Origin of the sequence: Stenotrophomonas pictorum JCM 9942 (assembly GCF_001310775.1) — a bacterium.
Taxonomy (GTDB): domain Bacteria; phylum Pseudomonadota; class Gammaproteobacteria; order Xanthomonadales; family Xanthomonadaceae; genus Stenotrophomonas; species Stenotrophomonas pictorum.
The window spans coordinates 1-24,306 of the sequence record NZ_BAZI01000009.1; the positions used below are offsets into that span (position 1 = coordinate 1).

At 64.2% G+C, this 24,306-nt stretch carries 21 protein-coding genes and 3 pseudogenes; 17 read left to right on the forward strand and 7 right to left on the reverse strand.

The window, feature by feature from the left end; all coding sequences use genetic code 11:
* From JCM9942_RS01400 to rph, 5 genes and pseudogenes are all read right to left on the reverse strand, one after another.
* On the reverse strand, positions 1–879 hold an 879-nt coding region (locus JCM9942_RS01400), incomplete at its 3' end, for a DUF1631 family protein (protein WP_157722737.1).
* A pseudogene (gene hemW / locus JCM9942_RS01405) lies at positions 851–2,055 on the reverse strand (radical SAM family heme chaperone HemW). The pseudogene hemW and the gene JCM9942_RS01400, both read right to left, overlap by 29 nt.
* A 13-nt stretch (positions 2,056–2,068) precedes the next feature.
* Positions 2,069–2,670, reverse strand: a pseudogene (gene rdgB, locus JCM9942_RS01410) (RdgB/HAM1 family non-canonical purine NTP pyrophosphatase).
* Positions 2,667–3,053: a VOC family protein gene (locus tag JCM9942_RS01415; RefSeq protein WP_054657045.1), complete on the reverse strand. Its 387-nt coding sequence runs from the start codon at positions 3,051–3,053 to the stop codon at positions 2,667–2,669. Before JCM9942_RS01415 ends, rdgB begins: the two are co-directional and overlap by 4 nt.
* Positions 3,050–3,777: pseudogene (gene rph / locus JCM9942_RS01420) on the reverse strand (ribonuclease PH). The gene JCM9942_RS01415 and the pseudogene rph overlap by 4 nt, the downstream one beginning before the upstream one ends.
* Before the next feature lie 108 nt (positions 3,778–3,885).
* Here rph and JCM9942_RS01425 point away from each other — a divergent pair.
* The 9 genes from JCM9942_RS01425 to JCM9942_RS01465 all read left to right on the forward strand — a co-directional run bounded on the left by JCM9942_RS01425 (position 3,886) and on the right by JCM9942_RS01465 (position 14,212).
* The gene (locus JCM9942_RS01425; RefSeq protein WP_054657047.1) at positions 3,886–4,746 is read left to right on the forward strand and encodes a YicC/YloC family endoribonuclease; all 861 of its coding nucleotides are present in this window, start codon (positions 3,886–3,888) and stop codon (positions 4,744–4,746) included.
* A gap of 114 nt (positions 4,747–4,860) precedes the next feature.
* A complete protein-coding gene (gene gmk / locus JCM9942_RS01430; protein WP_054657049.1) occupies positions 4,861–5,487 on the forward strand; it encodes a guanylate kinase in 627 nt (208 codons plus the stop codon).
* A 129-nt stretch (positions 5,488–5,616) separates the two neighbouring features.
* Positions 5,617–5,916 (forward strand): DNA-directed RNA polymerase subunit omega, encoded by a 300-nt coding sequence (gene rpoZ, locus JCM9942_RS01435; RefSeq protein WP_054657051.1) that lies wholly within the window; start codon positions 5,617–5,619, stop codon positions 5,914–5,916.
* Between the two features lie 107 nt (positions 5,917–6,023).
* Complete coding sequence (locus JCM9942_RS01440; RefSeq protein ID WP_054657053.1) at positions 6,024–8,183, forward strand: RelA/SpoT family protein; 2,160 nt, start codon at positions 6,024–6,026, stop codon at positions 8,181–8,183.
* A gap of 196 nt (positions 8,184–8,379) precedes the next feature.
* Complete coding sequence (locus JCM9942_RS01445; RefSeq protein WP_054657055.1) at positions 8,380–8,763, forward strand: RidA family protein; 384 nt, start codon at positions 8,380–8,382, stop codon at positions 8,761–8,763.
* Positions 8,764–9,198: 435 nt separating this feature from the next.
* Entirely contained in the window at positions 9,199–11,331 is a 2,133-nt protein-coding gene (recG, locus tag JCM9942_RS01450; protein WP_054657057.1) for an ATP-dependent DNA helicase RecG, read from the forward strand.
* A gap of 65 nt (positions 11,332–11,396) precedes the next feature.
* Positions 11,397–12,332 carry a nucleoside hydrolase gene (locus tag JCM9942_RS01455; RefSeq protein ID WP_054657076.1) on the forward strand — a complete coding sequence of 312 codons (936 nt, stop codon included), beginning with the start codon at positions 11,397–11,399 and terminating at the stop codon, positions 12,330–12,332.
* An 88-nt stretch (positions 12,333–12,420) separates the two neighbouring features.
* Positions 12,421–12,663: a type B 50S ribosomal protein L31 gene (locus tag JCM9942_RS01460; protein ID WP_054657059.1), complete on the forward strand. Its 243-nt coding sequence runs from the start codon at positions 12,421–12,423 to the stop codon at positions 12,661–12,663.
* Between the two features lie 274 nt (positions 12,664–12,937).
* Positions 12,938–14,212 carry a citrate synthase gene (locus JCM9942_RS01465; RefSeq protein ID WP_054657061.1) on the forward strand — a complete coding sequence of 425 codons (1,275 nt, stop codon included), beginning with the start codon at positions 12,938–12,940 and terminating at the stop codon, positions 14,210–14,212.
* A 237-nt stretch (positions 14,213–14,449) separates the two neighbouring features.
* Here the strand turns inward: JCM9942_RS01465 and JCM9942_RS01470 are convergent, their stop codons facing one another.
* Positions 14,450–15,070 carry a hypothetical protein gene (locus tag JCM9942_RS01470; protein ID WP_054657063.1) on the reverse strand — a complete coding sequence of 207 codons (621 nt, stop codon included), beginning with the start codon at positions 15,068–15,070 and terminating at the stop codon, positions 14,450–14,452.
* Between the two features lie 81 nt (positions 15,071–15,151).
* Entirely contained in the window at positions 15,152–17,578 is a 2,427-nt protein-coding gene (locus JCM9942_RS01475; protein WP_054657065.1) for a penicillin-binding protein 1A, read from the reverse strand.
* A 217-nt stretch (positions 17,579–17,795) separates the two neighbouring features.
* Here JCM9942_RS01475 and JCM9942_RS01480 point away from each other — a divergent pair, with 217 nt between their 5' ends.
* The 8 genes from JCM9942_RS01480 to JCM9942_RS01510 all read left to right on the forward strand — a co-directional run.
* A complete protein-coding gene (locus JCM9942_RS01480; protein WP_054657067.1) occupies positions 17,796–18,854 on the forward strand; it encodes a pilus assembly protein PilM in 1,059 nt (352 codons plus the stop codon).
* A complete protein-coding gene (locus tag JCM9942_RS01485) occupies positions 18,854–19,582 on the forward strand; it encodes a PilN domain-containing protein (RefSeq protein ID WP_054657069.1) in 729 nt (242 codons plus the stop codon). Before JCM9942_RS01480 ends, JCM9942_RS01485 begins: the two co-directional genes overlap by 1 nt.
* Complete coding sequence (locus JCM9942_RS01490; RefSeq protein ID WP_054657071.1) at positions 19,579–20,244, forward strand: type IV pilus inner membrane component PilO; 666 nt, start codon at positions 19,579–19,581, stop codon at positions 20,242–20,244. Before JCM9942_RS01485 ends, JCM9942_RS01490 begins: the two co-directional genes overlap by 4 nt.
* On the forward strand, positions 20,244–20,780 hold the full coding sequence (locus tag JCM9942_RS01495; protein WP_054657073.1) for a pilus assembly protein PilP: 537 nt from the start codon (positions 20,244–20,246) through the stop codon (positions 20,778–20,780). Before JCM9942_RS01490 ends, JCM9942_RS01495 begins: the two co-directional genes overlap by 1 nt.
* Before the next feature lie 19 nt (positions 20,781–20,799).
* Positions 20,800–21,459, forward strand: a complete 660-nt coding sequence (locus JCM9942_RS20585; protein ID WP_425478289.1) for an AMIN domain-containing protein — start codon at positions 20,800–20,802, stop codon at positions 21,457–21,459.
* Positions 21,460–21,513: 54 nt separating this feature from the next.
* Positions 21,514–22,701, forward strand: coding sequence for a type IV pilus secretin PilQ (locus JCM9942_RS20590; protein ID WP_425478290.1), 1,188 nt, complete (start codon positions 21,514–21,516; stop codon positions 22,699–22,701).
* Between the two features lie 97 nt (positions 22,702–22,798).
* Positions 22,799–23,818: an AAA family ATPase gene (locus JCM9942_RS01505; protein ID WP_054657075.1), complete on the forward strand. Its 1,020-nt coding sequence runs from the start codon at positions 22,799–22,801 to the stop codon at positions 23,816–23,818.
* Between the two features lie 84 nt (positions 23,819–23,902).
* Positions 23,903–24,306: DUF58 domain-containing protein (locus JCM9942_RS01510; protein ID WP_157722738.1), on the forward strand; the 404-nt coding region annotated here is incomplete at its 3' end.

Below are 24,306 nucleotides of genomic sequence, written 5' to 3' on the forward strand. Positions count from 1 at the left end.
TGCGGCGTTGGCGTTGGCGGTCGAAGGCCCGTTCTGGCCGCCGCCGCGCGGGGCGGAAGGGCGCACCAGGTAGGGGCGGTAGACCAGCCCGGGCAGCACGCCTTCGCGGGCGAGCAGGATGTTGGCGCGATCGATCAACTCGCTGTGGCGTTCCATCGCCTGGCGCTCGAACACCTGATACAGCAACAGCTGCGTTTCCAGGCTCAGCTGCAGCTGCTCGCCGCAGTCGCGCAACGCGCGGCACAGCGCATAGGGGCCGATCGGCAGCCGTTCGATCTCGATGGCCGGTTGCGCGGCGAGCACGCCAAAACGCTGCCCCAGCAGTTGCAACGGACTGGGCGAGCGGTTGCTTTCGCGCCGGGCCATTTCATGCAGCACGATGTCGCGGTCGATGTCGGTGTCTTCGACCAGCGTCATGGTCTTGAGCGAGGCGTCCCTTGTCCGCGCGGCCGCGGTATGGCGGGCATCCTTGAACTGGACCAGTTGCTGCTCCAGCGCGTCGAAAAAGCGTGCCGGGAACTGGTCGCTGCACTCGCGCAGCTGGCGCATCTGCGCGTAGATGTCCGATTGGAGCTGGCTGCTGCGGGCTTTTTCCGCATGCTGGAACAGCTCGCGGTCCAGTCCGAGCATGGTCAGCTTCAGTGGCTGCTCCAGCACTTCCACGGCCAGCGCGTGGATCTGCTCCAGCAACATCCGCACACGGGGTGGCAGCGCGGCGCCAGCGATTCGAGCCGGCGCATGGCTGGCGGTGGTTGATGCGTTCCCTGACATCCGATGTACGTTCCGCGCCCCTTGTATGGGACGTTTTCTACCATTTTGGTGACGGAGTAGCCACTTCCGTCGCGTGCGCTCAGCGCAGGAACAGCTCCACCACGTCATTGGTGAAGCGCCGGCCCAGCTCGGTGGGCGTGGCTCTGGCACCGTCACAGATCAGCCAGCCGCGCGCCTGTGCGGTATCCAGTGCCGGTCGCAGCACGCTGCGCTCCAGTCCGGTGCGGGCCTCGAAATCGGCCAGCGGGAAGCCTTCGTGCAGGCGCAGCAGATTGAGCATGTACTCGAACGGCAGGCGTTCTGCGCCGACCACGTCATCGCCGCCGATGGCGGCGGGCGTGCCTGCGGTGTCCATGAAGGTCTGCGGGTGCTTGTGCTTCCAGCGGCGCAGCACCTGCTGCTCGGCGCCGGAGCTGATCTTGCCGTGGGCGCCGGCACCGATCCCCAGGTAGTCGCCGAAGCGCCAGTAGTTGAGGTTGTGCTGGCATTGCCAGCCTCGCGGGCATAGGCGCTGACCTCGTACTGGCCATAGCCGTGCTCGGCGAGCAAGGCCTGGCAATGCTCCTGGATGTCCCAGGCGCTGTCCTCGTCGGGAATGCCCTGCGGCGGCTTGGCGAAGAACACCGTGTTCGGCTCCAGCGTCAGCTGGTAGTGCGAGATATGCGTGGGATCGAGTGCGAAGGCCCGCTCAAGATCATGCTCTGCCTGGGCCAGCGTCTGCTGCGGCAGCGCGTACATCAGATCGATATTGAAGTTGTTGTAGCCGGCGTCCTGCGCCAGCTTGACCGCGCGTTCGGCCTCGCGGCTGTCGTGGATACGGCCCAGGCGCTGCAATGCTTCATCGTTGAAGGTCTGGATGCCGAAGCTGATGCGGTTCACGCCCGCCGCCCGGTAGCGGTCGAAGCGGCCGTGTTCGGCGGTGCCCGGGTTGGTCTCCAGCGTCACTTCCAGATTCGGCGCAAAGCGCAGGCGCGCGCTGGCTGCCTGCAGGAAGCGGTCGATCGCCTCGGGCGGGAACAGGCTGGGAGTGCCGCCGCCGAAGAACACGCTGTTCACCACCCGGCCCCAGACCAGTGGCAGATCCTGGTCCAGATCGCGGATGAGCGCATCGATATACGCATCGAACGGCAGCGCACCCTTGCCCGCGTGCGAGTTGAAATCGCAGTACGGGCATTTGCGCACGCACCATGGCAGGTGCACATACAGCGACAACGGCGGTGGTACCAGTTGCACCGGGCCCGGGGCATCACAGCCGCAGGCGTCGTCATGGGTGTGGAGGTCCATATGCATGCCGACCTCAGCGCGCCAGCTGGGTGGACAGCTGCTGTACCAGCAACTGCAGCGCCTTGGCGCGATGGCTGCGGCCATTCTTCTGCGCCGGCTCCATCTGCGCGGCGGTCAGGCCAAGTTCTTCATCCAGGAATACCGGGTTGTAGCCGAAGCCGTTGCTGCCGCGCAGTTCATCGATGATGCGGCCTTCCCAGCTGCCTTCGCAGATCAGCGGCTGCGGATCATTGGCGTGGCGCAGCAGCACGATCACCGCGTAGAAACGCGCAGTGCGGCGCTGGGCGGGCACATCGCGCAGCGCTTCGAGCAGCTTGGCGTTGTTGGCGGCATCGTCGGTGGGGCTGCCGGCGTAGCGCGCGCTGTACAGGCCGGGCGCACCGTCCAGTGCATCGACGATCAGCCGGAGTCATCGGCCAGCGCCGACAGGCCGGTGACTTCGCAGGCGTGGCGCGCCTTGATCAGCGCGTTCTCGACGAAGGTCAGGCCGGTTTCCGGCACATCGCCCACGCCCAGCTCGCGCTGCGGCACGATCTGCAGCGGCAACCCGCCCAGCAGGGTCTGCAGCTCTTCCAGTTTGCCGGCGTTGCCGCTGGCCAGTACCAGTTTCATCATTTGGGTTCCAGCAGGTCCCAGGTATTGCCATACAGGTCGCGGAACACCACGACGGTGGCATAGCTCTCGTTGCGGGGCGCTTCGGTGAATTCCACACCGAAGGCCTGCATGGCCTCGTAGTCGCGCCAGAAGTCGTCGGTGTACAGGAAGAAGCCGACACGGCCGCCGGTCTGGTTGCCGATATGCGCGCGCTGCGCTTGGTCACTGGCGCGCGCCAGCAACAGCGATGCGGCGTTGCCATTGGCCGGGCCGACCACGACCCAGCGCTTGTGGCCCTGATCCAGGTCCTCCAGCAGGCGGAAGCCCAGCGCGCCGGTGTACCAGGCGATGGCCTCGTCGTAATCGGCGACGACCACCGTCACCAGGGCCAGATACCGGCTCATGCCTGCGCCAGTGCCGCCTGCTGCGCGTCGAACAGCTCGCGGATACCCTTTTCAGCCAGCACCAGCAGCGCGTCCAGCTCGTCACGACGGAAGGCGTGGCCTTCAGCGGTGCCCTGCAGCTCGATGAAGCCGCCGCCGTCGTTCATCACCACGTTCATGTCGGTGTCGCAGTCGCTGTCCTCGACGTAGTCCAGATCCAGCACCGGTACGCCTTTGTAGACGCCGACCGACACCGCGGCGACGGCGCCGAAGACCGGATTGCGCTTGATGTCGCCGCGCTTGAGCAGCACGTTCACCGCGTCGACCAGTGCCACGTAGCGCCGGTGATGGCGGCGGTGCGGGTGCCGCCGTCGGCCTGCAGCACGTCGCAATCCAGGGTGATGGTGCGCTCGCCCAGCGCATTGCGGTCGATGCAGGCGCGCAGCGTGCGGCCGATCAGGCGCTGGATTTCCAAGGTGCGGCCGCCCTGCTTGCCACGCGCGGCTTCGCGGTCGGAACGGGTATGGGTGGCGCGCGGCAGCATGCCGTATTCAGCTGTCACCCAGCCTTCGCCCTTGCCGCGCAGGAAGCCGGGAACGCGGTTCTCGACACTGGCCGTGCACAGCACGCGGGTATTGCCAAAGCTCACCAGAACCGAGCCTTCGGCGTGGCATGTGAAGGCGCGTTCAAGGGTAACGGTGCGCAGCTGATCGGCCTGGCGGCCGCTGGGACGGGAAAAGGTCATGAAAAGTCCGGATTGCGAAGGCTTCGATGGGGCGTCCGGGCGGTCAATACACCGGCGTCCGGGGCTGGCTAGGGTACCATTCGCCCTTTGAAATTCATCGGAAAACACATGATTCGGAGCATGACCGCCTACGCCGGTGGTGAGCGCGTGACGCCCTGGGGCACCTTGGGCTGCGAACTGCGCTCGGTCAATCACCGCTTTCTCGAAGTAGGGGTGCGGCTGCCGGAAGACCTGCGTTCGCTGGAGCCACAGCTGCGGGAGCGCGTGTCCGCACGGGTCAGTCGCGGCAAGCTGGATCTGGTGATGCGCCTGCGTGCGCCCGAGGCGACCACCTCGCTGGCGGTCAATGAAGTGCTGGTGGAACAGCTGGGCGATCTGGCGGCACGTCTGCAGGCAAGTTTTCCCTCCATGCAGGTGGGTTTCACCGAATTGCTGCAATACCCGGGGGTGCTGCGCGCCGAATCCACCGACGCGGCCGCCCTGCAGGCCGAAGCGCTGGCGCTGCTGGATCAAACCATCGACAGCTTCGTGCAGGCGCGTGAGCGCGAGGGCCAGAAGCTGGCCGAAGCCATCAGCGAGCGTGTGGACGGGGTCGAGCGTATCGCCGCGGAAGTGCGTGAGCTGATTCCAGCCATCCGCGAAGGGCAGCGCGCCAAGCTGGCCGCACGACTGGCCGATCTTCCCCATCCGATGGATCCGGGGCGCGCCGAACAGGAACTGGTGCTGTGGCTGCAGAAGCTTGACGTGGACGAGGAGCTGGATCGTCTGTCCAGCCACATCGCCGAGATCCGCCGGGTGCTCAAGCAGCGCGAGCCGGTGGGGCGTCGCCTGGACTTCCTGCTGCAGGAATTCAATCGCGAAGCCAACACCACCGGGTCCAAGTCGGTGGACAGCCGCACTTCCAATGCCGCGGTGGAGCTGAAGGTGCTGATCGACCAGATCCGCGAGCAGGTCCAGAACATCGAATAACCGCGTCCCTGGCGTTGCTGTGAACCGGCCACCACCGATCTGGTGGCCGGTGGATTCGGGTTGCCGGCCGGTGCGTGATATTCTGCGCTGCCTTGCAAGTGGCGCCCCAGTTCCATGCGCGGAACTCTCTACATCGTTGCCGCCCCTTCCGGCGCAGGCAAAAGCAGCATCGTCAACGCCACCCTGGCGCGCGATCCGCAGATTTCACTCTCGATCTCCTTCACCTCGCGGGCCATGCGTCCGGGCGAGGAGAACGGCAAGCACTACCATTTCGTCAGCGCGGCCGAGTTCGAGCGGATGATCGGTGACGGCGATTTCTTCGAGCACGCCCTGGTGCACGGCGACTGGAAGGGTACCGCCCGCCAATCGGTGGAGCCGCAGCTGGCCGCCGGCCAGGACGTGCTGCTGGAAATCGACTGGCAGGGTGCGCGCCAGGTGCGCGAGAAGGTGCCCGGTGCGGTCAGTGTGTTCATCCTGCCGCCGTCGCGCCAGGCGCTGGACGAGCGCATGCGCAAGCGCGGCCAGGACAGCGAGGCGGTGATCGCCCAGCGGCTGGCCGCCGCCCGCGAGGAAATGCTGCACTACGACGAATTCGACTATGTGATCGTCAATGAGGACTTTGACATCGCCGTGGGTGAAATGTGCTCCATCTTCGCCGCCAGCCGCCTGCGACTGGCGGCCCAGCAGCGGCGCCACGCCGGACTGATAGACTCGTTGCTGGCCCCGGAATCGACCCCGTAAAAACAGCAAGCGATTGATTCACAAGGGTCTGTTCAGGGGCTGGCTTGATTTTTGCCATGGCTCGCCCCTACAATCGCCCCCTTTTCCCACATTCGATCGAGCGGCCGTTGCAGGTCGCCGGGAGCCCGCATGGCCCGCATTACCGTAGAAGATTGCCTGGAAGTCGTTAACAACCGTTTTGAGCTGGTCATGATGGCGTCCAAGCGCGCCCGCCAGTTGGCAAATGGTGTCCAGGCGACGATCGATAACAGCGAGACCGAGGACAAGCCGACCGTGCTGGCACTGCGCGAAATCGCGGCCCGCAAGATCGACCTCAACCTGATCGAGGAAGTCGAGAAGGCCGAGCGCGAGCGCATCGAGCGTGAGGCGCTGGAATGGGCTGCCGCCGAAGTGGTTGCCGACGAAGACATGTCCAAGAACGACGATTGATCCGGCTGCCCGGATCATCGCGTGAGATGGCACCGACAGCCCGCTCTATGCGGGCTGTTCGCGTTGTGGGGTTTGCCGTTATTACGCTGCTGACATAGTCTTCTGACATGAACCCAGGCCCTACTGCCCAGGTCGCCACGCCAGCGGGCGGGGCGGTACCTGACTACGTACTCCAACTCGAACGTGCTGCCGGCTATCTTCCTGCTGGACAAGTGCCGTTGCTGCGGCGTGCATGGGAAGTGGGCGCGGCCGCGCACGCGGGCCAGACGCGCAAATCAGGCGAGCCCTACATCACCCATCCGGTCGCGGTGGCGCGCATTCTCGCGGAGCTGGGACTGGACGTGGAGGCGCTGATCGCCGCGATCCTGCACGATACGATCGAAGACACGCCGCTGACCCGGCAGCAGCTGGCCGCCGAGTTCGGCGAGACCGTGGCCGAATTGGTCGACGGGGTCACCAAGCTGGACAAGCTCAAGTTCCGTGACCGCCAGGAAGCGGCCGCGGAGAGCTTCCGTAAGATGCTGCTGGCGATGTCGCGCGACCTGCGCGTGATCATGATCAAGCTGGCCGACCGCCTGCACAACATGCGCACGCTGGGCGCGCAGAGCAGCGAGGCACGCCGCCGCATCGCCCTGGAAACACTGGATATCTACGCGCCGATCGCGCAGCGCCTGGGCATGAGTCTGATCAAGTCCGAGCTGCAGAATCTGGGCTTCCGCGCGCTGTATCCGTGGCGTCACGCGATCATCGAAAAGCACATCCGCAGCCAGCCGGTGGTCCGTCGCGAGTCGATGGCGCAGGTGGAGGTGCAGCTGTCGCAGCGTCTGGCACGCGAAGGGCTCGAACACCGCCTGATCAGCCGCATCAAGACGCCGTGGAGCATCTACAACAAGATGCGCGACGAGAACAAAAGCTTCGACCAGGTCATGGACGTGTTCGGCTTCCGCCTGGTCATGCGCAGCGTGCCGAACTGCTATCACGCGCTGGGCGCCGTGCATGCCACATTCAAGCCGCTGGATGGCCGCTTCCGCGATTTCATCGCCATCCCCAAGGCCAACGGCTACCAGTCGCTGCACACGGTGCTGTTCGGGCCATACGGTTCGCCGATCGAAGTGCAGATCCGCACCGAGGAAATGGACCTGATCGCCGAGCGCGGTGTGGCTGCGCACTGGACCTACAAGTTCGGTGGTGATTCGCCCAACAGTGCGCAGAGCCGTGCCCACGCGTGGATCGTCGATCTGATCGATTCGCAGCGGGCGGCCGGCTCTTCGCTCGAGTTCCTCGACAACGTCAAGGTCGACCTGTTCCCGGACGAGGTCTATCTGTTCACGCCCAAGGGCAAGATCCTGTCGCTGCCGCGCAACTCCACCACGCTGGATTTCGCCTATGCCGTGCACACCGATGTGGGCAACCGGGCGGTGGCCTCGCGGGTGGACAAGAAGCTGGTGCCGCTGCGCACCAGGCTGGTCAGCGGCCAGACCGTGGAAATCATCACCGCACGGTCGGCCACGCCAAAGCCGCAGTGGCTGGAATTCGTGGTCAGCTCCAAGGCCCGCACCGCCATCCGCCACCAGCTCAAACAGCTGGAACACGAGGATGCGGTGCAGCTGGGCCATCGCATGCTCGACCGCGCGCTGGAGGCGATGGACAGTTCGATCGAGCGGCTGCCGAAGGGGCGCCTGGATGCGTTCCTGGCCGAGTACCGGTTCCCGCGCTTGGAGGCGTTCCTGGCCGATGTCGCGCTGGGCAACTGGATGCCGACCCAGGCGGCACAGGCGTTGATGGCCTATGGCGAGCTTCGTGCCGGTGATTCGGCGCAGCGGCCGCAGGAGAAGATCCTGATCAATGGCAGTGAGCGCGGCGTGGTCAGCTTCGCCAATTGCTGCCAGCCGATTCCGGGCGACGACATCATGGGTTACCACACTGCCGGCAAGGGCATCGTGGTGCACCGCATGGATTGCCCGAATCTGGCTGAACTGCGCAAGTCGCCCGAGCGCTGGGTGCCGATCGGCTGGGACACCAGTGTGGTCGGGGACTACGACACGGCGCTGGTCGTGGAAGTGGAGAATGGCACCGGCGTGCTGGCCCAGTTGGCCGCGGCGATCGCGCAGAGTCATTCCAACATCGAGCGCGTGGACTATCTGGATCGCGATCCCAATGCCGCGGTGCTGTGCTTCAACATCCAGGTGCGCGATCGCACCCACCTGGCCGAAGTGATGCGGCGCCTGCGGCGTCTGTCGGTGGTGCAGGCGGTGCGTCGGCAGTAGTTGCGCAGTTCTCCACAGAGGGTGTGCAACACGGCGATGACAAGTTGTGGATAAGGTCTTCAGGGCCTTATGGGGCAGGTGTTTCCATGGGCTGGTCAAAATTTGACCAGACTTTCGTTGCCGCATTCCGATGGGGTGCGGGTGGCGACAGGGCCGGCGCTACAATGGGGCACCTACTATCAGAGTGGAGCTGTCCATGTCCCGCCAGATCATCAATACCGCCAACGCTCCGGCCGCCATCGGCCCTTATTCGCAGGCCGTGCGTGCCGGCAACACCGTGTATTTTTCCGGCCAGATTCCGCTGGACCCGGCGACCGGTGAGATCGTCGCCGGCGATGTGACCGCGCAGGCCCGTCGCGCGTTCGACAACCTCAAGGCGGTGGCCGAAGAAGCGGGTGGGTCGCTGGACAAGATGGTGCGGCTGGGCCTGTATCTGACCGATCTGGGTGAGTTCGCCAAGGTCAATGCGGTGATGCAGGAGTATTTCCAGGCGCCGTTCCCGGCACGCTCGACCATTGAAGTGTCCGGCCTGCCCAAGGGCGCCGCGTTCGAGGTCGACGCGGTGATGTTTCTCGACTGATCCGTCATCGGCAACCTGTCCATGTGCGAATGCCCGGTTCTGCCGGGCATTCGTCTGTCAGGACGCAGGAAGCCTGATGTCGGAGGGTATACGCCTGGTCCGTCGCTTGAAGGCGCGGCCGAGTGGGGACGTATCGTTGAGGCCGGGTGGATCGCCGGTCATGGCGATAGCCGGTTCGCGGGCCTGCACCACTGCCGCTGCAGGCTTGGTGCGGCTCGGGTGTTGCACCTGGCTGAAGCGGGATTGCCCGCCGCGCCGCCGGCGTGCGGATGGGCCACCTCGTGTCGTGGGGGAAGAAGGCAGCTGCCGGTGTGCTCGACAGGCGGGCGCTGAGCCCGGGCAACCCGGCGTTCCGGTGGGGCGGGGCGTAGGGAAACCCCGGCGTCTTCGGATGCCGGGGTTTCTGTTTGTGACGCATGACGGCATCCTTGTGCAATGTCTGCGCGTCGTGACCTTGCCACCCTTGATCTGTCCACCGAACCGCTGGACCGCCTTGCCGGGGTCGGACCCCGGGTGGCGGCCAAGCTGGAGGCGCGTGGGCTGACCACCCTTCAGGATCTGTGGCTGCACCTGCCGCTGCGCTACGAGGATCGCACCACGCTGCTGCCGATCCGCGCGCTGAAGGCCGGGGTGGCGGCCCAGGTGGAGGGCAGGGTCGAGGCGGTGGAGCGCGGTTTCCGCTACCGCCCGGTACTGCGCGTGGCGATCAGTGACGGGTCCGGCGCCCTGCTGGTGCTGCGATTCTTCCACTTTCGCGCCGCGCAGGTGGCCCAGTTCGCGCTAGGCCGGCGGTTGCGTGCCTATGGCACGCCGCGTGCCGGTCAGCAGGGGCTGGAGATCGTGCATCCCAGCTACCAGCTGCTCGCCGATGACGAGCAGGCCGCGCTCGAGCAGGCGCTGGATCCGGTCTATCCGGTGGTCGAGGGCATCGGTCCGGCCAGCCTGCGAAAGTTGATCGGCCAATCCATCGACCGGCTGCCCGATGCTGCCACGCTGGAACTGCTGCCGCCCGCACTGCTGTCCGGGCTGGGGCTGCCGTCCTTGCGGGAGGCGCTGCTGACCATGCACCGCCCCCCGGTCGACGCGGATGTTGCAGCGCTGGGTGCGGGCGTCCACCCGGCACAGCGGCGACTGGCGATGGAGGAGCTGCTGGCCCATCACCTGAGTCTGCGCCGCCAGCGGATCGCGCTGCAGGCCCATCGCGCGCCCGCGTTGCGTGGAGGCGACGGGCTGGTAAAGGCGCTGCTCGCGTCATTGCCGTTCCGTCTTACCGGCGCGCAGCAACGGGTGTTCGACGAGATCCGTCGTGATCTTGCGCGTGCGCACCCGATGCTGCGGCTGGTGCAGGGCGATGTCGGCTCCGGCAAAACCGTTGTGGCTGCGCTGGCGGCGATGCTGGCGGTGGAGCGCCGCAAGCAGGTCGCGTTGGCGGCGCCGACCGAGCTGTTGGCCGAACAGCATCTGACCAATCTGCGCAGCTGGCTGGAACCGCTGGGCGTTCGCGTGGCCTGGCTGGCCGGCAAGGTGACCGGCAAGGCCCGCAGCAAGGTGCTCGAAGACGTTGCCAGCGGGCACGCGCAGGTGGTGGTTGGCACGCACGCGTTGATGCAGGATGCGGTGGTGTTCAACGATCTGGCGCTGGCCATCGTCGATGAGCAGCACCGCTTCGGCGTGCATCAGCGCCTGGCGTTGCGCGACAAGGGCGCGGCTGCCGGCGTGGTGCCGCATCAGCTGGTGATGACCGCCACGCCGATTCCGCGCACGCTGGCGATGGCCGCGTATGCGGACCTGGATGTTTCGGCCATCGACGAACTGCCGCCGGGGCGCACCCCGGTGCAAACGATCGTCATCAGCGCCGAACGCCGTCCGGCGCTGGTCGAGCGTATCCGCGTGGCCTGTCGGCAGGGGCGCCAGGTGTACTGGGTCTGCACGCTGATCGAGGAAAGTGAAGAAGAGGGGAGTGGTCCGGGCCAGGCGCGGCTGGATGCGACCGCCGCGCAGACCACGTTCGAGACATTGTCCGCGCAGCTGCCCGAGCTGCGCATCGGGCTGGTGCACGGGCGGATGAAGGCGGCCAAAAAGCAAGCGGCGATGCGCGCTTTCAAATCGGCCGAGGTCGACCTTCTGGTGGCCACCACCGTCATCGAAGTCGGTGTCGATGTGCCCAACGCATCGCTGATGATCATCGAGAATGCCGAGCGGCTGGGGCTGGCGCAGCTGCACCAGCTGCGGGGGCGGGTGGGTCGCGGCGCGACCGCATCCAGTTGTGTGTTGATGTACCAGGCCCCGTTGTCGGCGATGGCGCGGGAGCGACTGGAAACCATGCGGCACACGGCCGATGGCTTCCTGATCGCGGAGAAGGACCTGGAGCTGCGCGGCCCCGGTGAACTGCTTGGCACGCGTCAGACCGGTCTTGCCGCATTCCGCGTCGCAGACCTGGCCCGCGATGCGGGTCTGTTGCCTGTCGTGCATGACCTTGCCGATCGCCTGCTGGCCGAGTCGCCGGCGCTGGCCGAACGCGTCGTGCAGCGCTGGATTGGTGGCGCGGCGCGATATGCGGCGGCCTGAACCCAGGCTTCCCCTGTCATGGCCAAACTGCCATGCTCAAAGATCGATCCGATGTGAAGCACAAGATGAGCAAGAAGATTCCGTTGCTGATTGATACCGATCCCGGCGTGGACGATGCGCTGGCCTTGCTGATGGCGTTTGCCGACGACCGCCACGACGTCGTCGGTCTGACGGTGGCGGCCGGCAACGTCGGTCTGGACTACACCGTGCGCAATGCATTGAAGCTGTGCGAAGTGGCCGATCGCGAGGATGTGCCGGTATTTGCCGGCGCGGCCGATCCGCTCGTGTATCCGGCAGAAGATGCCGCCCACGTGCATGGGCGTGATGGGTTCGGTGATGTGGATCTGCCGTTGACCGCACGCAAGGTGCAGGCGGAACACGCGGCATTGGCGATCCTGCGTCTGTCGCACGAATATGCCGGCGAGCTGCTGCTGGTCGCACTTGGGCCGCTGACCAACATCGCGCTGGCACTCAAGCTTGATCCGAGCTTGCCAAAGCGCGTCAAGCGCTTTGTGGTGATGGGCGGGGCAATCAACGGCCATGGCAATATCACCCCGGTGGCTGAGTTCAACATCGCGTTTGATCCGGAAGCCGCGCACATCGTGTTTTCGATGTTCCCGCATACGGACGTCGCCGACTGGGAAGCCACCATCGCCCATGGCCTGCTGCATCGTGATGTCGAACAGTGGTTGGCCGCCGATACCGACAAGGCACGCTTCTACGAACTGATCTCGCGGCAGACGCGGTTGTGGTCCGAGGACAGTCGTGGTGAGTACTGGTACGCGGCCGACGCCTTGGCGATGGCGTGGGCTTTGCAGCCTGAAGGGGCGACGCGGGTGGAGCAGCGTCCGCTGGCGGTCGAGCTCACTGGCAACCGCAGCCGCGGCGCCACCGTGGTGGACTGGAATCGGCAGACCGGAGCGCCGGACAATACCGCGCTGCTGATCGGCTACGAGCAGGGGCGTTTCGAGGCCCAGGTGCGCGCCGCACTGGGCCTGTAAACCCAGGCTGTATGGACTTGGCTTGCCTATCGTCGCAAGCCAAGCCTATAATGCCGCTCTTGACCACCAGCCCGCACGGTGTGAGCCCATGAAGGCCGATATCCATCCTGATTACCACAACGTCGTTTTCCACGACGTCACTTCCGATTTCAAATTCCTGACCCGTTCGACCATGTCCTCCAAGGAAACGGTCAAGTGGGAAGACGGCGAAGAGTATCCGCTGGTCAAGGTTGAAATTTCCTCTGCTTCGCATCCGTTCTACACGGGCAAGCACAAGGTCATCGATACCAGCGGCCGCATCGACAAGTTCCAGAAGCGTTACGCGCGCTAATCTGGTTGTTGTTGCCAAAACAACGGCTGCGCTCTGCGTGGCCGTTGTTTTGTGTTGTCTGTCGTACGGCTGAATTGCGATGAGGTCGGATTGGCCGTCACTGCGACGCTGTGTCGCAGCCATGGTCTTTCTATAAGACTTTCGTCATCGCAACCCGCAAATGTTGCTGTGCGATAATGACGTGAACCGCGGTGGAAAACCGCGGACTTCATTCACGCGTCTGCCCGCTTCCTCTCTGTCAGGACAGGCGCCTTCCACTTGAGGAGCGCACACTGTGTCCGATCTTGATCAGGTCACGCTCAACGCCGGCGACAAGTCGGTTGTTCTGCCTGTAGTCAAACCCGTTCTGGGTAATGACTGTGTCGATATCTCGAAGCTGACCAAAGAAACCGGTCTCTTCACCTACGACTCCGGTTACACCGCCACCGCCAGCTGCAAGTCGGCCATCACGTATATCGATGGTGACAATGGTGTGCTGCTGTATCGCGGTTATCCGATTGAACAGCTGGCCGAGAAGTCCAGCTTTGTTGAAGTCGCCTACCTGCTGATCAACGGCGAGCGCCCGAATGCCGAGCAGCTGAAGGCCTTCGAAGCCGAGCTGAGTGCGGAAGCTGGCGTTGATGCTTCGATCAACACGCTGATCGGCAGCTTTGCCAAGGACGCCCATCCGATGGCGATCCTGGCTGCCTCGATCGCGCAGCTGTCGGCGATCTACCACGACTCGCTGGATCTGTCCGATGCCGAGCAGCGCCGTCAGGCCGCGGTGCGCCTGATCGCCAAGGTGCCGACGCTGTCGGCGCTGATCTATCGTCATGGCAACGGTCTGCCGGCCAACACGCCGGACACCTCGCTGGATTACGTCAGCCGCTTCCTGAAGCAGACCTTCGAGTCGGCCGATGGCAAGTACGACCTGAACAAGGACGTGGTAAAGGCGCTGGACCTGCTGTTCATCCTGCATGCCGACCATGAGCAGAACGCCTCGACCTCGACCGTGCGTCTGGTCGGTTCCACCGGCGCCAACCCGTACGCCTCGGTCGCCGCTGGCGTCACCGCGCTGTGGGGCCCAGCACATGGCGGCGCCAACGAAGCGGTGCTGAAGATGCTGGAAGAGATCGGTTCGGCCGACAACGTCGAGTCCGCCGTGCTCAAGGCCAAGGACAAGACCTCGGGCTTCCGCCTGATGGGCTTCGGTCACCGCGTCTACAAGAACTTCGACCCGCGCGCCAAGGTCATCGGTGAGATGACCAAGCAGGTGCTGGGCCAGCTGGGCGTGCAGGATCCGCTGCTGGACGTGGCCGTCAAGCTGGAGCAGGCCGCGCTGCAGGACGACTATTTCGTCGCCCGCAAGCTGTACCCGAACGTCGATTTCTACAGCGGCATCATCTACAAGGCGCTGCAGATTCCGACCGAGATGTTCACTGTGATGTTCGCCCTGGGCCGCACCGCTGGTTGGGTCTCGCATTGGCTGGAACAGCAGGTCGATCCGGAAATGAAGATCGGCCGTCCGCGCCAGGTCTACACCGGTCACGCCGTGCGCGACTACGAATAATGCTGACGGCGCAGCGATGCGCCGCCATCATCATCGCGAAAAGCCCCGCTCCGGCGGGGCTTTTTCGTTGCCCGGATATCCCCACAGGCTGTGCGAGGGTGATTGTGCAAGTTGTGGATAAGGCTGCGCAGGCCATGTGCTGCAAGGTTCTGCCAGGCGCGATGAAAATTTGACCAGTGCCGGATCTGCCGGCTACCCACACGAAGAGCCTGCCTGGAGGCGTTGCGGTGATCCGGCCTATTCCGCGAGCAGCTGCCGCAGCTGGGCCAGCGTGGCCCGTGGCAATGGTTTGCCATCGTCGGCGGAGGCCGGGGGGTGGCGCAGCGCATCCTCGGGCAGCACCACCAGCTCGAAGGCGATGCCATCGGCGGTGAATTCCCAGCCGGGATAGTGTCGTCGTCCAGTCTGTCCGGCCAGCTGCAGTGACCAGGTTCTGGCCTCGGCGGGAATGTGTTGATCGTGCAGGAAATGCTGGACGGCTTCGGTGTCGTCGCTGTGCAGGTGCAGGATGACGGGGCTGTTGTCGCCGGCCACGCCGGTCAGCACCGCGCCGCTCAGGCGTGGCCGGAAGGCGTGGAGAAACTGCATCGCCTGCAATGCCGATTCCCTGCGCTGGCGTAACGCGCCGGGCTGCGTGGTGCTGCCAAACAGCCGCTGATGCTCGCGTACTGCCTGCTCGACATCGGCCAGACGTGGCAGCAGCGTCTCGTCGTGGATGCCAAGCCGCTCGGCGGCCTTGCGCCGGGCCTGCTCGAAGTCATGGATGCCGCTTTCAGTGATCAGGCGAGCGGCCTCCTGGGCGATCCGCACACGGTTGCGGACGGTGTGCAGGGGCCTGCGCTGCGGCCGGTTCTTCATCAACGGACAGTCCCATGGGCGACGGACTGCCTGATTGTAGGCGCTCGGGGCGGCGGAGAGCTCCACCGCCCCGGACAGGGATCAGAAGATGTCGAACGCGGCGTCGTCGGCCTGCTGTTCCTGCTGGTCAAAGTCGAATTCCTGCATGCGATCCAGATCCTCGACCTTGATCCATTCGGTGGCGCCATTGAGCGTGGCTTCGACCATGCCCGATGGCGGGTCGTTCTTTGCGATCGGGGCGTCTTTCAGTGCCACGCGCATGTAGTCGATCCAGATCGGCAAGGCCGCGCGACCGCCGTACTCGCGATAGCCCAGTGAGCGGAAGTCGTCACGGCCCACCCACACGGTAGTGGCCAGCGGCCCGCCAAAACCGGAGAACCACGCGTCGCGATGGTCGTTGGTGGAGCCGGTCTTGCCGCCGACGTCCTCGCGACCCAGGACCTTGGCCGCGGTACCGGTGCCGCGCTGGACCACATCGCGCATCATCGAGTTGAGTTGATAGGCGGTGCGCTCATCAATGGCGCGCGGTGCGATGCGGGCATCGGGGTTGGCCGGCGCGGCAGGCGTGGTCGATTCCTGCTTGGCCGGATCGGACGTGGCAGCGACTGGCGCGGCTTCAGCACCGAAGTTGAAGCCATCGACCACTTGGCTTGCAGGTGTCGTGCTGGGGCCCGCGCCGCCGCAGCCGCGACAGGCTAATGCGGGATTTTCCTTGAAGATCACTGTGCCGTCGCGATCTTTAACCTCGTCGATGATCCAGGTGTCGATGCGCGAGCCGCCATTGGCGAATGCCGCATAGCCGCGCGCCACCGACAATGGCGTCAATGACGCGGTACCCAGTGACATCGACAGGTTCGGCGGCAGTTCGGCTTCCTGGAAGCCGAATTCGCTGATGTACTTGCGCGCGAAGTCCACGCCGATGCTGTCCAGCAGGCGCACCGAAACCAGGTTACGCGACTGCACGAGTGCTTCGCGCAGGCGCATCGGGCCGCGGAAACCGCCGCCATCGTTCTGGGGCTGCCACGTTTTGCCGCGGCGATCACGGAACACCACGGGCGCATCGAGCACGATCGAGGCCGGGTTGAAGCCCTTGTCGAACGCGGCCGCATAGATGAACGGCTTGAAGCTGGAGCCCGGCTGGCGGCGGGCCTGGGTGGCGCGATTGAACTTGTTGCCGGCGAAGCTGAAACCGCCGACAAGCGCGCGCAGCGCCCCGGAGTCGGCATCCAGTGAAACCAGCGCCGCCTGGCCGCGCGGAATCTGGTCGATCACCCATTCGCCTTCCTTCTCGCCTGCACGCACGCGAATGAGGTCGCCGCGGGTGGTCAGTTTGGCGGGTGTCTTGTTGGCCCAGCGCGTGGCCGAGGCCGGGAGCGTCAGCTCGGTACGGTCGGCCAGCACTACGCTCACCCCGCCATCGGCATGGGTGGCCGAGACGATGGCCGGCAGCAAGCCCGATTGCGCCGGAATCGCACTGATATGGCGGGCCAGCGCAGCGGCATCGTCGCTGGCGGCGACATCGAAATGCTGTTCCACGCCGTGCCAGCCATGGCGATGGTCGTAGACGCGAAGGCCATTGGCCACCGCCTGGTTGGCGGCTTCCTGCAACTCGCCATTGATGGTGGTGGTGACGTGGTAGCCCTTGTTGAGCACGTCGCCGCCGTATCGGGCGATCATCTCCTGACGGACGAGCTCGGCCACATACGGCGCGTAGACCTGCACTGGCGGCTCGTGCGGCGCGGCATGCATCGGCACGGCTTTGGCGGCATCGGCCTCGGCCTGGGTGATGAAGCCCAGTTCGGCCATGCGCTGCAGCACGTAGTTGTCGCGGCGCTGGCGGGCCCGTTCGGGATTGCTGATCGGATTGCCGCTTGAGGGGAATTTCGGAATGCCGGCCAGCGAGGCCATCTCGTCCAGGCTCAGCTGGTCCAGCTTCTTGCCGTAGTAGTACTCGGCGGCCGCGCCAATGCCATAGGCGCGGTTGCCGAAGAAGCTCTTGTTCAGATACAGCTCGAAGATCTCGTCCTTGCTCAACTCGTTCTCGATCTTCCGTGCCAGCAGAATCTCGGCCAGCTTGCGCGTATAGCTGTACTCGGAGCTCAGGAAGAACTGCCGCGCCACCTGCTGGGTGATCGTGGAGCCGCCCGGGACGCGCTTGGCGTCGGTCGTGGCCAGCAGCCACACCGCGCGGCCCACGCCTTTGTAGTCCACGCCGTCGTGCTGGTAGAAACGCGCATCCTCAGTGGCCAGAAAGGCCTGCTTCAGGCGCTCGGGCACGTCCTTCATCTGTACGGGATAGCGGCGCGTTTCGCCAAAAACCGCCATCAAACGACCATCGCTGGCGTATACGTACATCGGCTCCTGCAGCTCGACATCGCGCAGTGCCTGTACATCGGGCAATTTCGAGGAAACGACGTAATACAAGGCGCCTGCGGCAATCGCTCCCACCAGGGCGAGGGCGACAAAAAGGGCCAGCAGCCAGCGTAGCCAGCGGCGAAAACGTGGCATCTAGGGGAGTCCCGATTGCGGATTTCGTGGCCGCAGAGTATAGATTATGCAGGGGGACGGCTGGGGCCGCCTCCGGGGAGAAGTGGTTGGGGATCTGTTGGCTGATCTGTGGGGCACGTCGCCTTTCGTATCACTGCGGTTGCCAATTGCGAAAAATTCATTATTAATGCGCGGGCGCAACACTTGCGTCCAAGTGCCCGTCGGCAGGGGAGAAACCGTGGGGCTTATCCCAAAAAGTCAGCCGCCGCTTATCGGCGTTGACATCAGTTCGACTGCGGTAAAGCTGCTTCAGCTTGTCCGCAGCGGTAACCGTTTTCGTGTGGAACATTACGCCGTGGAACCACTCCCGCCGAACGCGGTCGTGGAAAAGAACATCGTCGAGGTCGAGGCGGTGGGCGAAGCCATCCGGCGCGCTGTAGCCCGCTCCGGAAGCAAGGCGAAGAACGCGGCCGCAGCGGTTGCCGGCTCCGCCGTGATCACCAAGGTGATCCCGATGCCGTCCGATCTGGACGAGTCGGATATGGAAGCCCAGGTGGAGCTGGAAGCGGTCAACTACATTCCGTACCCGATCGAGGAAGTGAACCTCGATTTTGAAGTGCTGGGTCCCGTGCCGAACAACCCCGAAATGGTCCAGGTGCTGCTGGCCGCTTCCCGATCCGAGAACGTGGAACTGCGTCAGTCCGCGCTGGAGCTGGGCGGATTGACGGCCAAGGTCATGGACGTGGAAGCATTCGCCATCGAGAACGCCTTCGCGCTTGTCGCCAGCGAGTTGCCGGTGGCCAGTGACGGGGTTGTGGCGCTGGTGGATATCGGTGCCACGATGACGACCCTGAACGTGCTTCGCGGCGGTCGCAGCCTCTACAGCCGCGAGCAGGTGTTCGGCGGCAAACAGCTCACCGACGAAGTCATGCGCCGCTATGGTCTCAGCTATGAAGAAGCGGGCCTGGCCAAGCGTCAGGGGGGGCTCCCGGACAGCTACGAAATTGAAGTGCTGGAGCCGTTCAAGGAAGCGACCGTGCAGCAGATCAGTCGTCTGTTGCAGTTCTTCTACGCCGGCAGCGAATTCAACCGCGTCGATCACATCGTGCTTGCAGGCGGCTGCGCCGCGCTTGCCGGGTTGCCGGCGCTGGTGGAAGAGCAGCTGGGCGTGGCCACCTCGGTTGCCAATCCGTTGTCGCAGATGACGCTGGGGCCGAAAGTGCAGGCCCATGCGCTGGCCCAGGATGCTCCGGCCCTGATGATCGCAACCGGCCTGGCCATGCGGGGGTTTGACTGATGGCACGGATAAATCTATTGCCATGGCGCGCTGAACGACGCAAACAGCGGCAGCGCGAATTCTATGGGATGTTGGGTTTTGCCGCGGTGGCGGGCGTGTTGCTGTCCCTGCTGTGCTGGTTCTACTACGACCGTCAGATCAGTGGCCAGAACGAGCGCAATGCGTTCCTTGAGGCCGAAATCGCCAAGGTCCAGGAGCAGAACAAGGAAATCGAGCGCCTTGACCGCCAGAAGGATCGCCTGCTTGCGCGCAAGAAGGTGATTGAAGAATTGCAGGGCAAGCGGTCGCAGATGGTGCATCTGTTCGACTCGCTGGTGCGGACCATCCCGGACGGGGTGGTGTTGACCGCGCTCAAACAGGAGGGCGACATCCTGACGCTCGAGGGGCGAACCCAATCCAACGCGCGGGTCAGTACCTACATGCGCAACCTGGAGAGCTCGGGCTGGATGACCAATCCGGAGCTGTCAATCATCGAGGCCAAAGCGCAGGAGGCCAACTCCGGCAGTGCGCTGGATATCAAGTCCTTGCCGTATGTGTTCATGCTGAAGGTGAAACTGCCCGCGCCTGGTGACAACCCCAATGCGCAGACAGATTCGGCTGCTCCGGTTGCCGATGCCGCCCCCGGGACTGTACTGGCTACTCCTGCTGCATCCGACACCGCGACATCGGCCCCGGCAGCTGCTGACGTGCCGGCTGCGGCGGCGCCGCAGAAGGAGGCAAAGTCATGAGCCAGAAGGTCAATCTCAAAGAGCTCGATTTCAACAACATCGGCAACTGGCCACAGAAGGCCAAGATGGTGTTTTGCGCACTGCTCACGCTGGTGATCCTGCTTCTGTCCTATCTGCTGGTGATCCGGGGCAAGGTGGAGGAGCTGGAGGGGCTGGAGAGCAAGGAGTCTACGCTCCGTACCCAGTTTGAAACCGAACAGAAAAAAGCGGTGAATCTGGAGCCCCTGAAACAGCAGCTGGCACAGATGGAGCAGGTGTTGCAGCAGATGCTGCGGCAGCTGCCCAGCAAGACCGAAATGCCGGACCTGATCATCGACGTTTCACAGACCGCCTTGTCCAGTGGCTTGAACAACGAATTGTTCCAGCCGGGCGCGGAGTCTCCCAAGGAGTTCTACGCCGAGAAGCCGATCGCACTGCGGCTGGTGGGCAGTTATCACCAGTTCGGTGCGTTTGTCAGTGGGGTGGCGTCCTTGCCTCGCGTGGTGATCCTGACGATGCATGACATCAATTTGAAGCCGAAGGATCCGAAGGTCGGAATCTCGGCGCGCAGCGGTGCCCTGGAACTTTCCGGTACGGTCAAGACCTATCGTTACCTCGACGATACCGAGCTCGAGGCGCAGGAGAAGGCAGCGGCCGAGCAGACCAAAAAGGGAGGAAAGTGATGCGCCAGTACCTTTCTTGCCGACTGCTGGGAGCCGTAGCGCTGGTGCTGGTTGTGGCTGGCTGCGCGCGCAGCGTGGTCAGCACACCGGGTGATGCTCCGAATCTGCAGAATTGGGTTGCCGATGTGCGCGCACGTCCGGCTGAGCCGTTGGATCCATTGCCGGTAATGCAGCAGTTCGAGACGTTCGAGTATGCGGCCCAGGGGCTGCGCGATCCCTTCACCGACGCATGGGTGAATCCGGAAGGCGGCAGCTCGCTGCGCCCGGACCCGGATCGTCGCAAAGAACCGTTGGAAGCTTTCCCGCTCGACAGTCTGGATATGGTCGGGACGATCGGTCGGGGAGCTGGAGCAGTTGCGCTGGTGATGGGGCCAGACAAGGTGACCTACCGCGTGCGTCCAGGCATCTATATGGGCCAGAGCGATGGCCGGGTGACCAGCGTCCGCGAAGATGGCATTGAACTGATTGAACTTGTGCCGGATGGTGCGGGGGGCTGGCTGGAACGTCCGGCCTCGCTCGCGCTTGATGATCGATGATTGACTAGGGGATAGCACGATGACTTTTTCAAAAGCCCTGAGCCTGCGTCCCGTCCGGCGCCAAGCGATGGCTAATGCCCGCGCTCTGGGAGTGGCGCTGGTGTTGGCTTGCGGCTCGACAACGATGGCGTTTGCCATGCCCGCCACCGCTACGATTGCGGCCAAACCCGCCGCGGCAACCGTGGCGGTGACGAAGATCGACTTCAAACGCGGAGACGACGGCGCAGGCCGGTTGATTCTCCAGTTCGATGGTCAGGGGGCGAGCCCGGATCTGCGCAATCAAGGCACCAATGTGGTGATCGACGTGGGTAATGCGACGCTGCCGGCCGAGTTGCAGCGTCCGTTGAACGTGATGGATTTCGCTACGCCGGTTCAGCGCATCGACGCGAAGCCGTCCGGAACCGGCGCGCAGCTGGTACTCAGCACCGGCGCGCCATTCGACTCGCTCGCCTACCAGACCGGCAACGAGTATGTGGTGGAGATTTCTCCGCGCCAGGCGGAAGTGGCGACCGGTGCGGTAACCGCCAAGACGGTCGCCCAGGCCGCGGCGACGGTTGCTGCGCGTGGTTACAGCGGGCGGCCGGTGACCTTCAATTTCCAGGACGTGCCAGTCCGCACCGTCCTGCAGTTGATCGCGGAGGAGTCCAACCTGAACGTCGTCGCCTCGGACACCGTCTAGGGCAATGTAACGCTGCGTCTGGTCAACGTGCCGTGGGATCAGGCGCTGGATATCGTGCTGCGTGCCAAGGGGCTGGACAAGCGCCGTGAGGGTGGCGTCATATGGGTTGCCCCGCAGCCGGAGTTGGCGAAGTTTGAGCAGGACAAGGAAGACGCGCGTATCGCGATTGACAATCGCGTGGACCTTGTGACCGACTACATTCAGATCAATTACCACAGCGCGGAAGCCATTTTCAAAGCCTTGACTGAGGCAAAGGGAATCGGCAACAGCGGTAATGGCGGCAGCAGCGGTGGCAGCGGCAACAGCGATAAGCAGGAAAACGGATTCCTGTCTCCGCGAGGGATGATTGTCGCGGACGAGCGTACCAATACGCTGATGGTCAGCGATATTCCGAAGAAAATCGCTCAAATGCGCGATTTGATCAAAGTTATCGATCGTCCGGTCGACCAGGTGTTGATTGAAGGACGCATCGTTATCACGACGGATACGTTTGCCCGTAACCTTGGTGCGAAGTTTGGTGTACAGGGACGTCGCATCGGTGATCGCACTCAGGCCATCAGCGGCTCTTTGGCGGGTAACTCGTCGATCATCAACGACGGGCTTGTCACCAATGAAGGGTTGAACGTCAACCTGCCGGCGAACACCTATACCAAGAGTCCGGTGGGTGCTTTGGCCTATACATTGCTTGGCGCCAACTTTTCGTTGGATGTCGAGTTGTCCGCGATGCAGGAGGAGGGGCGCGGTGAGGTTGTTTCCAATCCCCGTATCGTCACCGCCAACCAGCGCGAGGGCGTGATCAAGCAGGGTAAGGAAATTGGTTATGTGACGATTTCAGGCGGTGGTGGCCTGGGTGGCGCACCGACGGCGAATGTCCAGTTCAAGGAAGTCCTGTTGGAGCTGAAAGTCACCCCGACCATCACCCAGGACAATCGCGTTTTTCTTAACATGAATGTGAAGAAGGACGAGTTTGATACGTTCCTGGAGGTCACCGACTACGGTACCGTGCCAATCATCAATCGCCGCGAGATCAATACGGCAGTGCTGGTTGAAGATGGCCAGACGGTTGTGATCGGTGGTGTCTACGAGTTCACTGACCGCAGCAGCGTCAGCAAGGTGCCGTTCCTGGGGGACATCCCGTTCCTGGGCAATCTCTTCAAGAAACGCGGTCGCAACAAGGACAAGGCCGAGTTGCTGGTATTTGTGACGCCGAAGATCCTTCGCGTCGCAAAAGCCGCCAACTGAGTCCAGCGTGGGAACAGAAAGGGCCGCTTTTTAGCGGCCCTTTTTTGTTTGCGGCTGATGGGGAACCCTTTCACGGCAGATCGGTCAAAATGCGCCTATGAATCTACCTCCGCATCTTCCTGAGCCGGCCGTTGCACCCGCAATCAATGAAGGGCTGCAGCGGGAGTTCGCGTCCTTGCGTGACGCGCTTTCGAGCGAGATTGTCGGTCAGTCGGTGCTGGTGGAGCGGCTGTTGATCGCGTTGCTGGCCGACGGACATCTGCTGGTCGAGGGCGCACCGGGGTTGGCGAAGACCACCGCGATCCGCGCCCTGGCCTCGCGCATCGACGCCAGTTTCGCCCGTATCCAGTTCACCCCGGACCTGTTGCCGGCCGACCTCACCGGCACCGATATCTGGCGCTCGCAGGAAGGGCGGTTCGAGTTCCAGCCGGGCCCGGTGTTCCATCCGATCCTGCTGGCCGACGAGATCAACCGCGCGCCGGCCAAGGTGCAGTCCGCGCTGCTGGAGGCGATGGGCGAACGGCAGGTGACGGTCGGTCGCAACACCTATCCGCTGCCTTCCATCTTCCTGGTCATGGCGACGCAGAATCCGATCGAGCAGGAAGGAACCTTCCCGCTGCCCGAGGCGCAGCTGGACCGTTTCCTGATGCACGTGCGTATCGGCTACCCCGATGCGGGGGCGGAGGCGGAAATCCTGCGGCTTGCGCGCGAACGGGCCTTGCGCGAACTGGCACCGACAACACCGCCGCACGAAAAGCTCTCGCTGCAGAAGATCGAGCAGGCGCGCCGCGCGGTGCTGGAGCTGCATATGGCACCGCAGCTGGAGCGCTATCTCATTGAGCTGGTGCTGGCCTCACGCGATGCCAGCGGTTACGACCCGGTGCTGGCACGACGTATCGCCTGGGGGGCAAGTCCCCGTGGCTCGATCGCGCTGGAGCGCTGCGCCAGAGCCCGTGCGTGGTTGTGCGGGCGCGACTATGTCACGCCGGATGACGTGCGTGCGGTCGCGCCGGATGTGCTGCGTCACCGGGTGCTGCCCAGCTACGAAGCGGCTGCGGAGGGCTGGGACGGGGATCGGCTCGTCGCCGCCCTGATCGATCGCGTGCCGTTGCCCTGAGTACCTGACGATGGCGGTTGATGCCGGGCATGAAACTCTATTGCCGCGCGCCACGGCGATCCCCGCCACCGCAGGAGTGGTGGCATGAGGCCGGTGCAGCCGCAGGTGATGCCGGCCGCGTCGCCCACTTCCAGCGAGGGTGTCGTGCCAACGCTGGCGGAGTTGATCGCGCTGCGTGGCACTGCGGTTCGCGGACGTAGCCGGCGGCGCGGGCGTCAGGGGGTTTCCGGTCAGGCCGCTTCGGCAATGCGCGGTCGCGGCATGGAGTACGCCGAGTCGCGCGAATATGTGGCCGGCGACGATGCCCGGCATATCGACTGGAAGCTCAGTGCGCGCACCAACGCCACCCAGACCAAGACGTTCCAGACCGAGCGCGAGCGTGTCACCTTGATCGTGGCCGATACCTCGGCCGCGTTGTATTTCGGCACCCGCGTGCGCTTCAAATCGGTGCAGGCCGCGCGTGCCGGTGCGGTGGCGGTGTGGGCGGC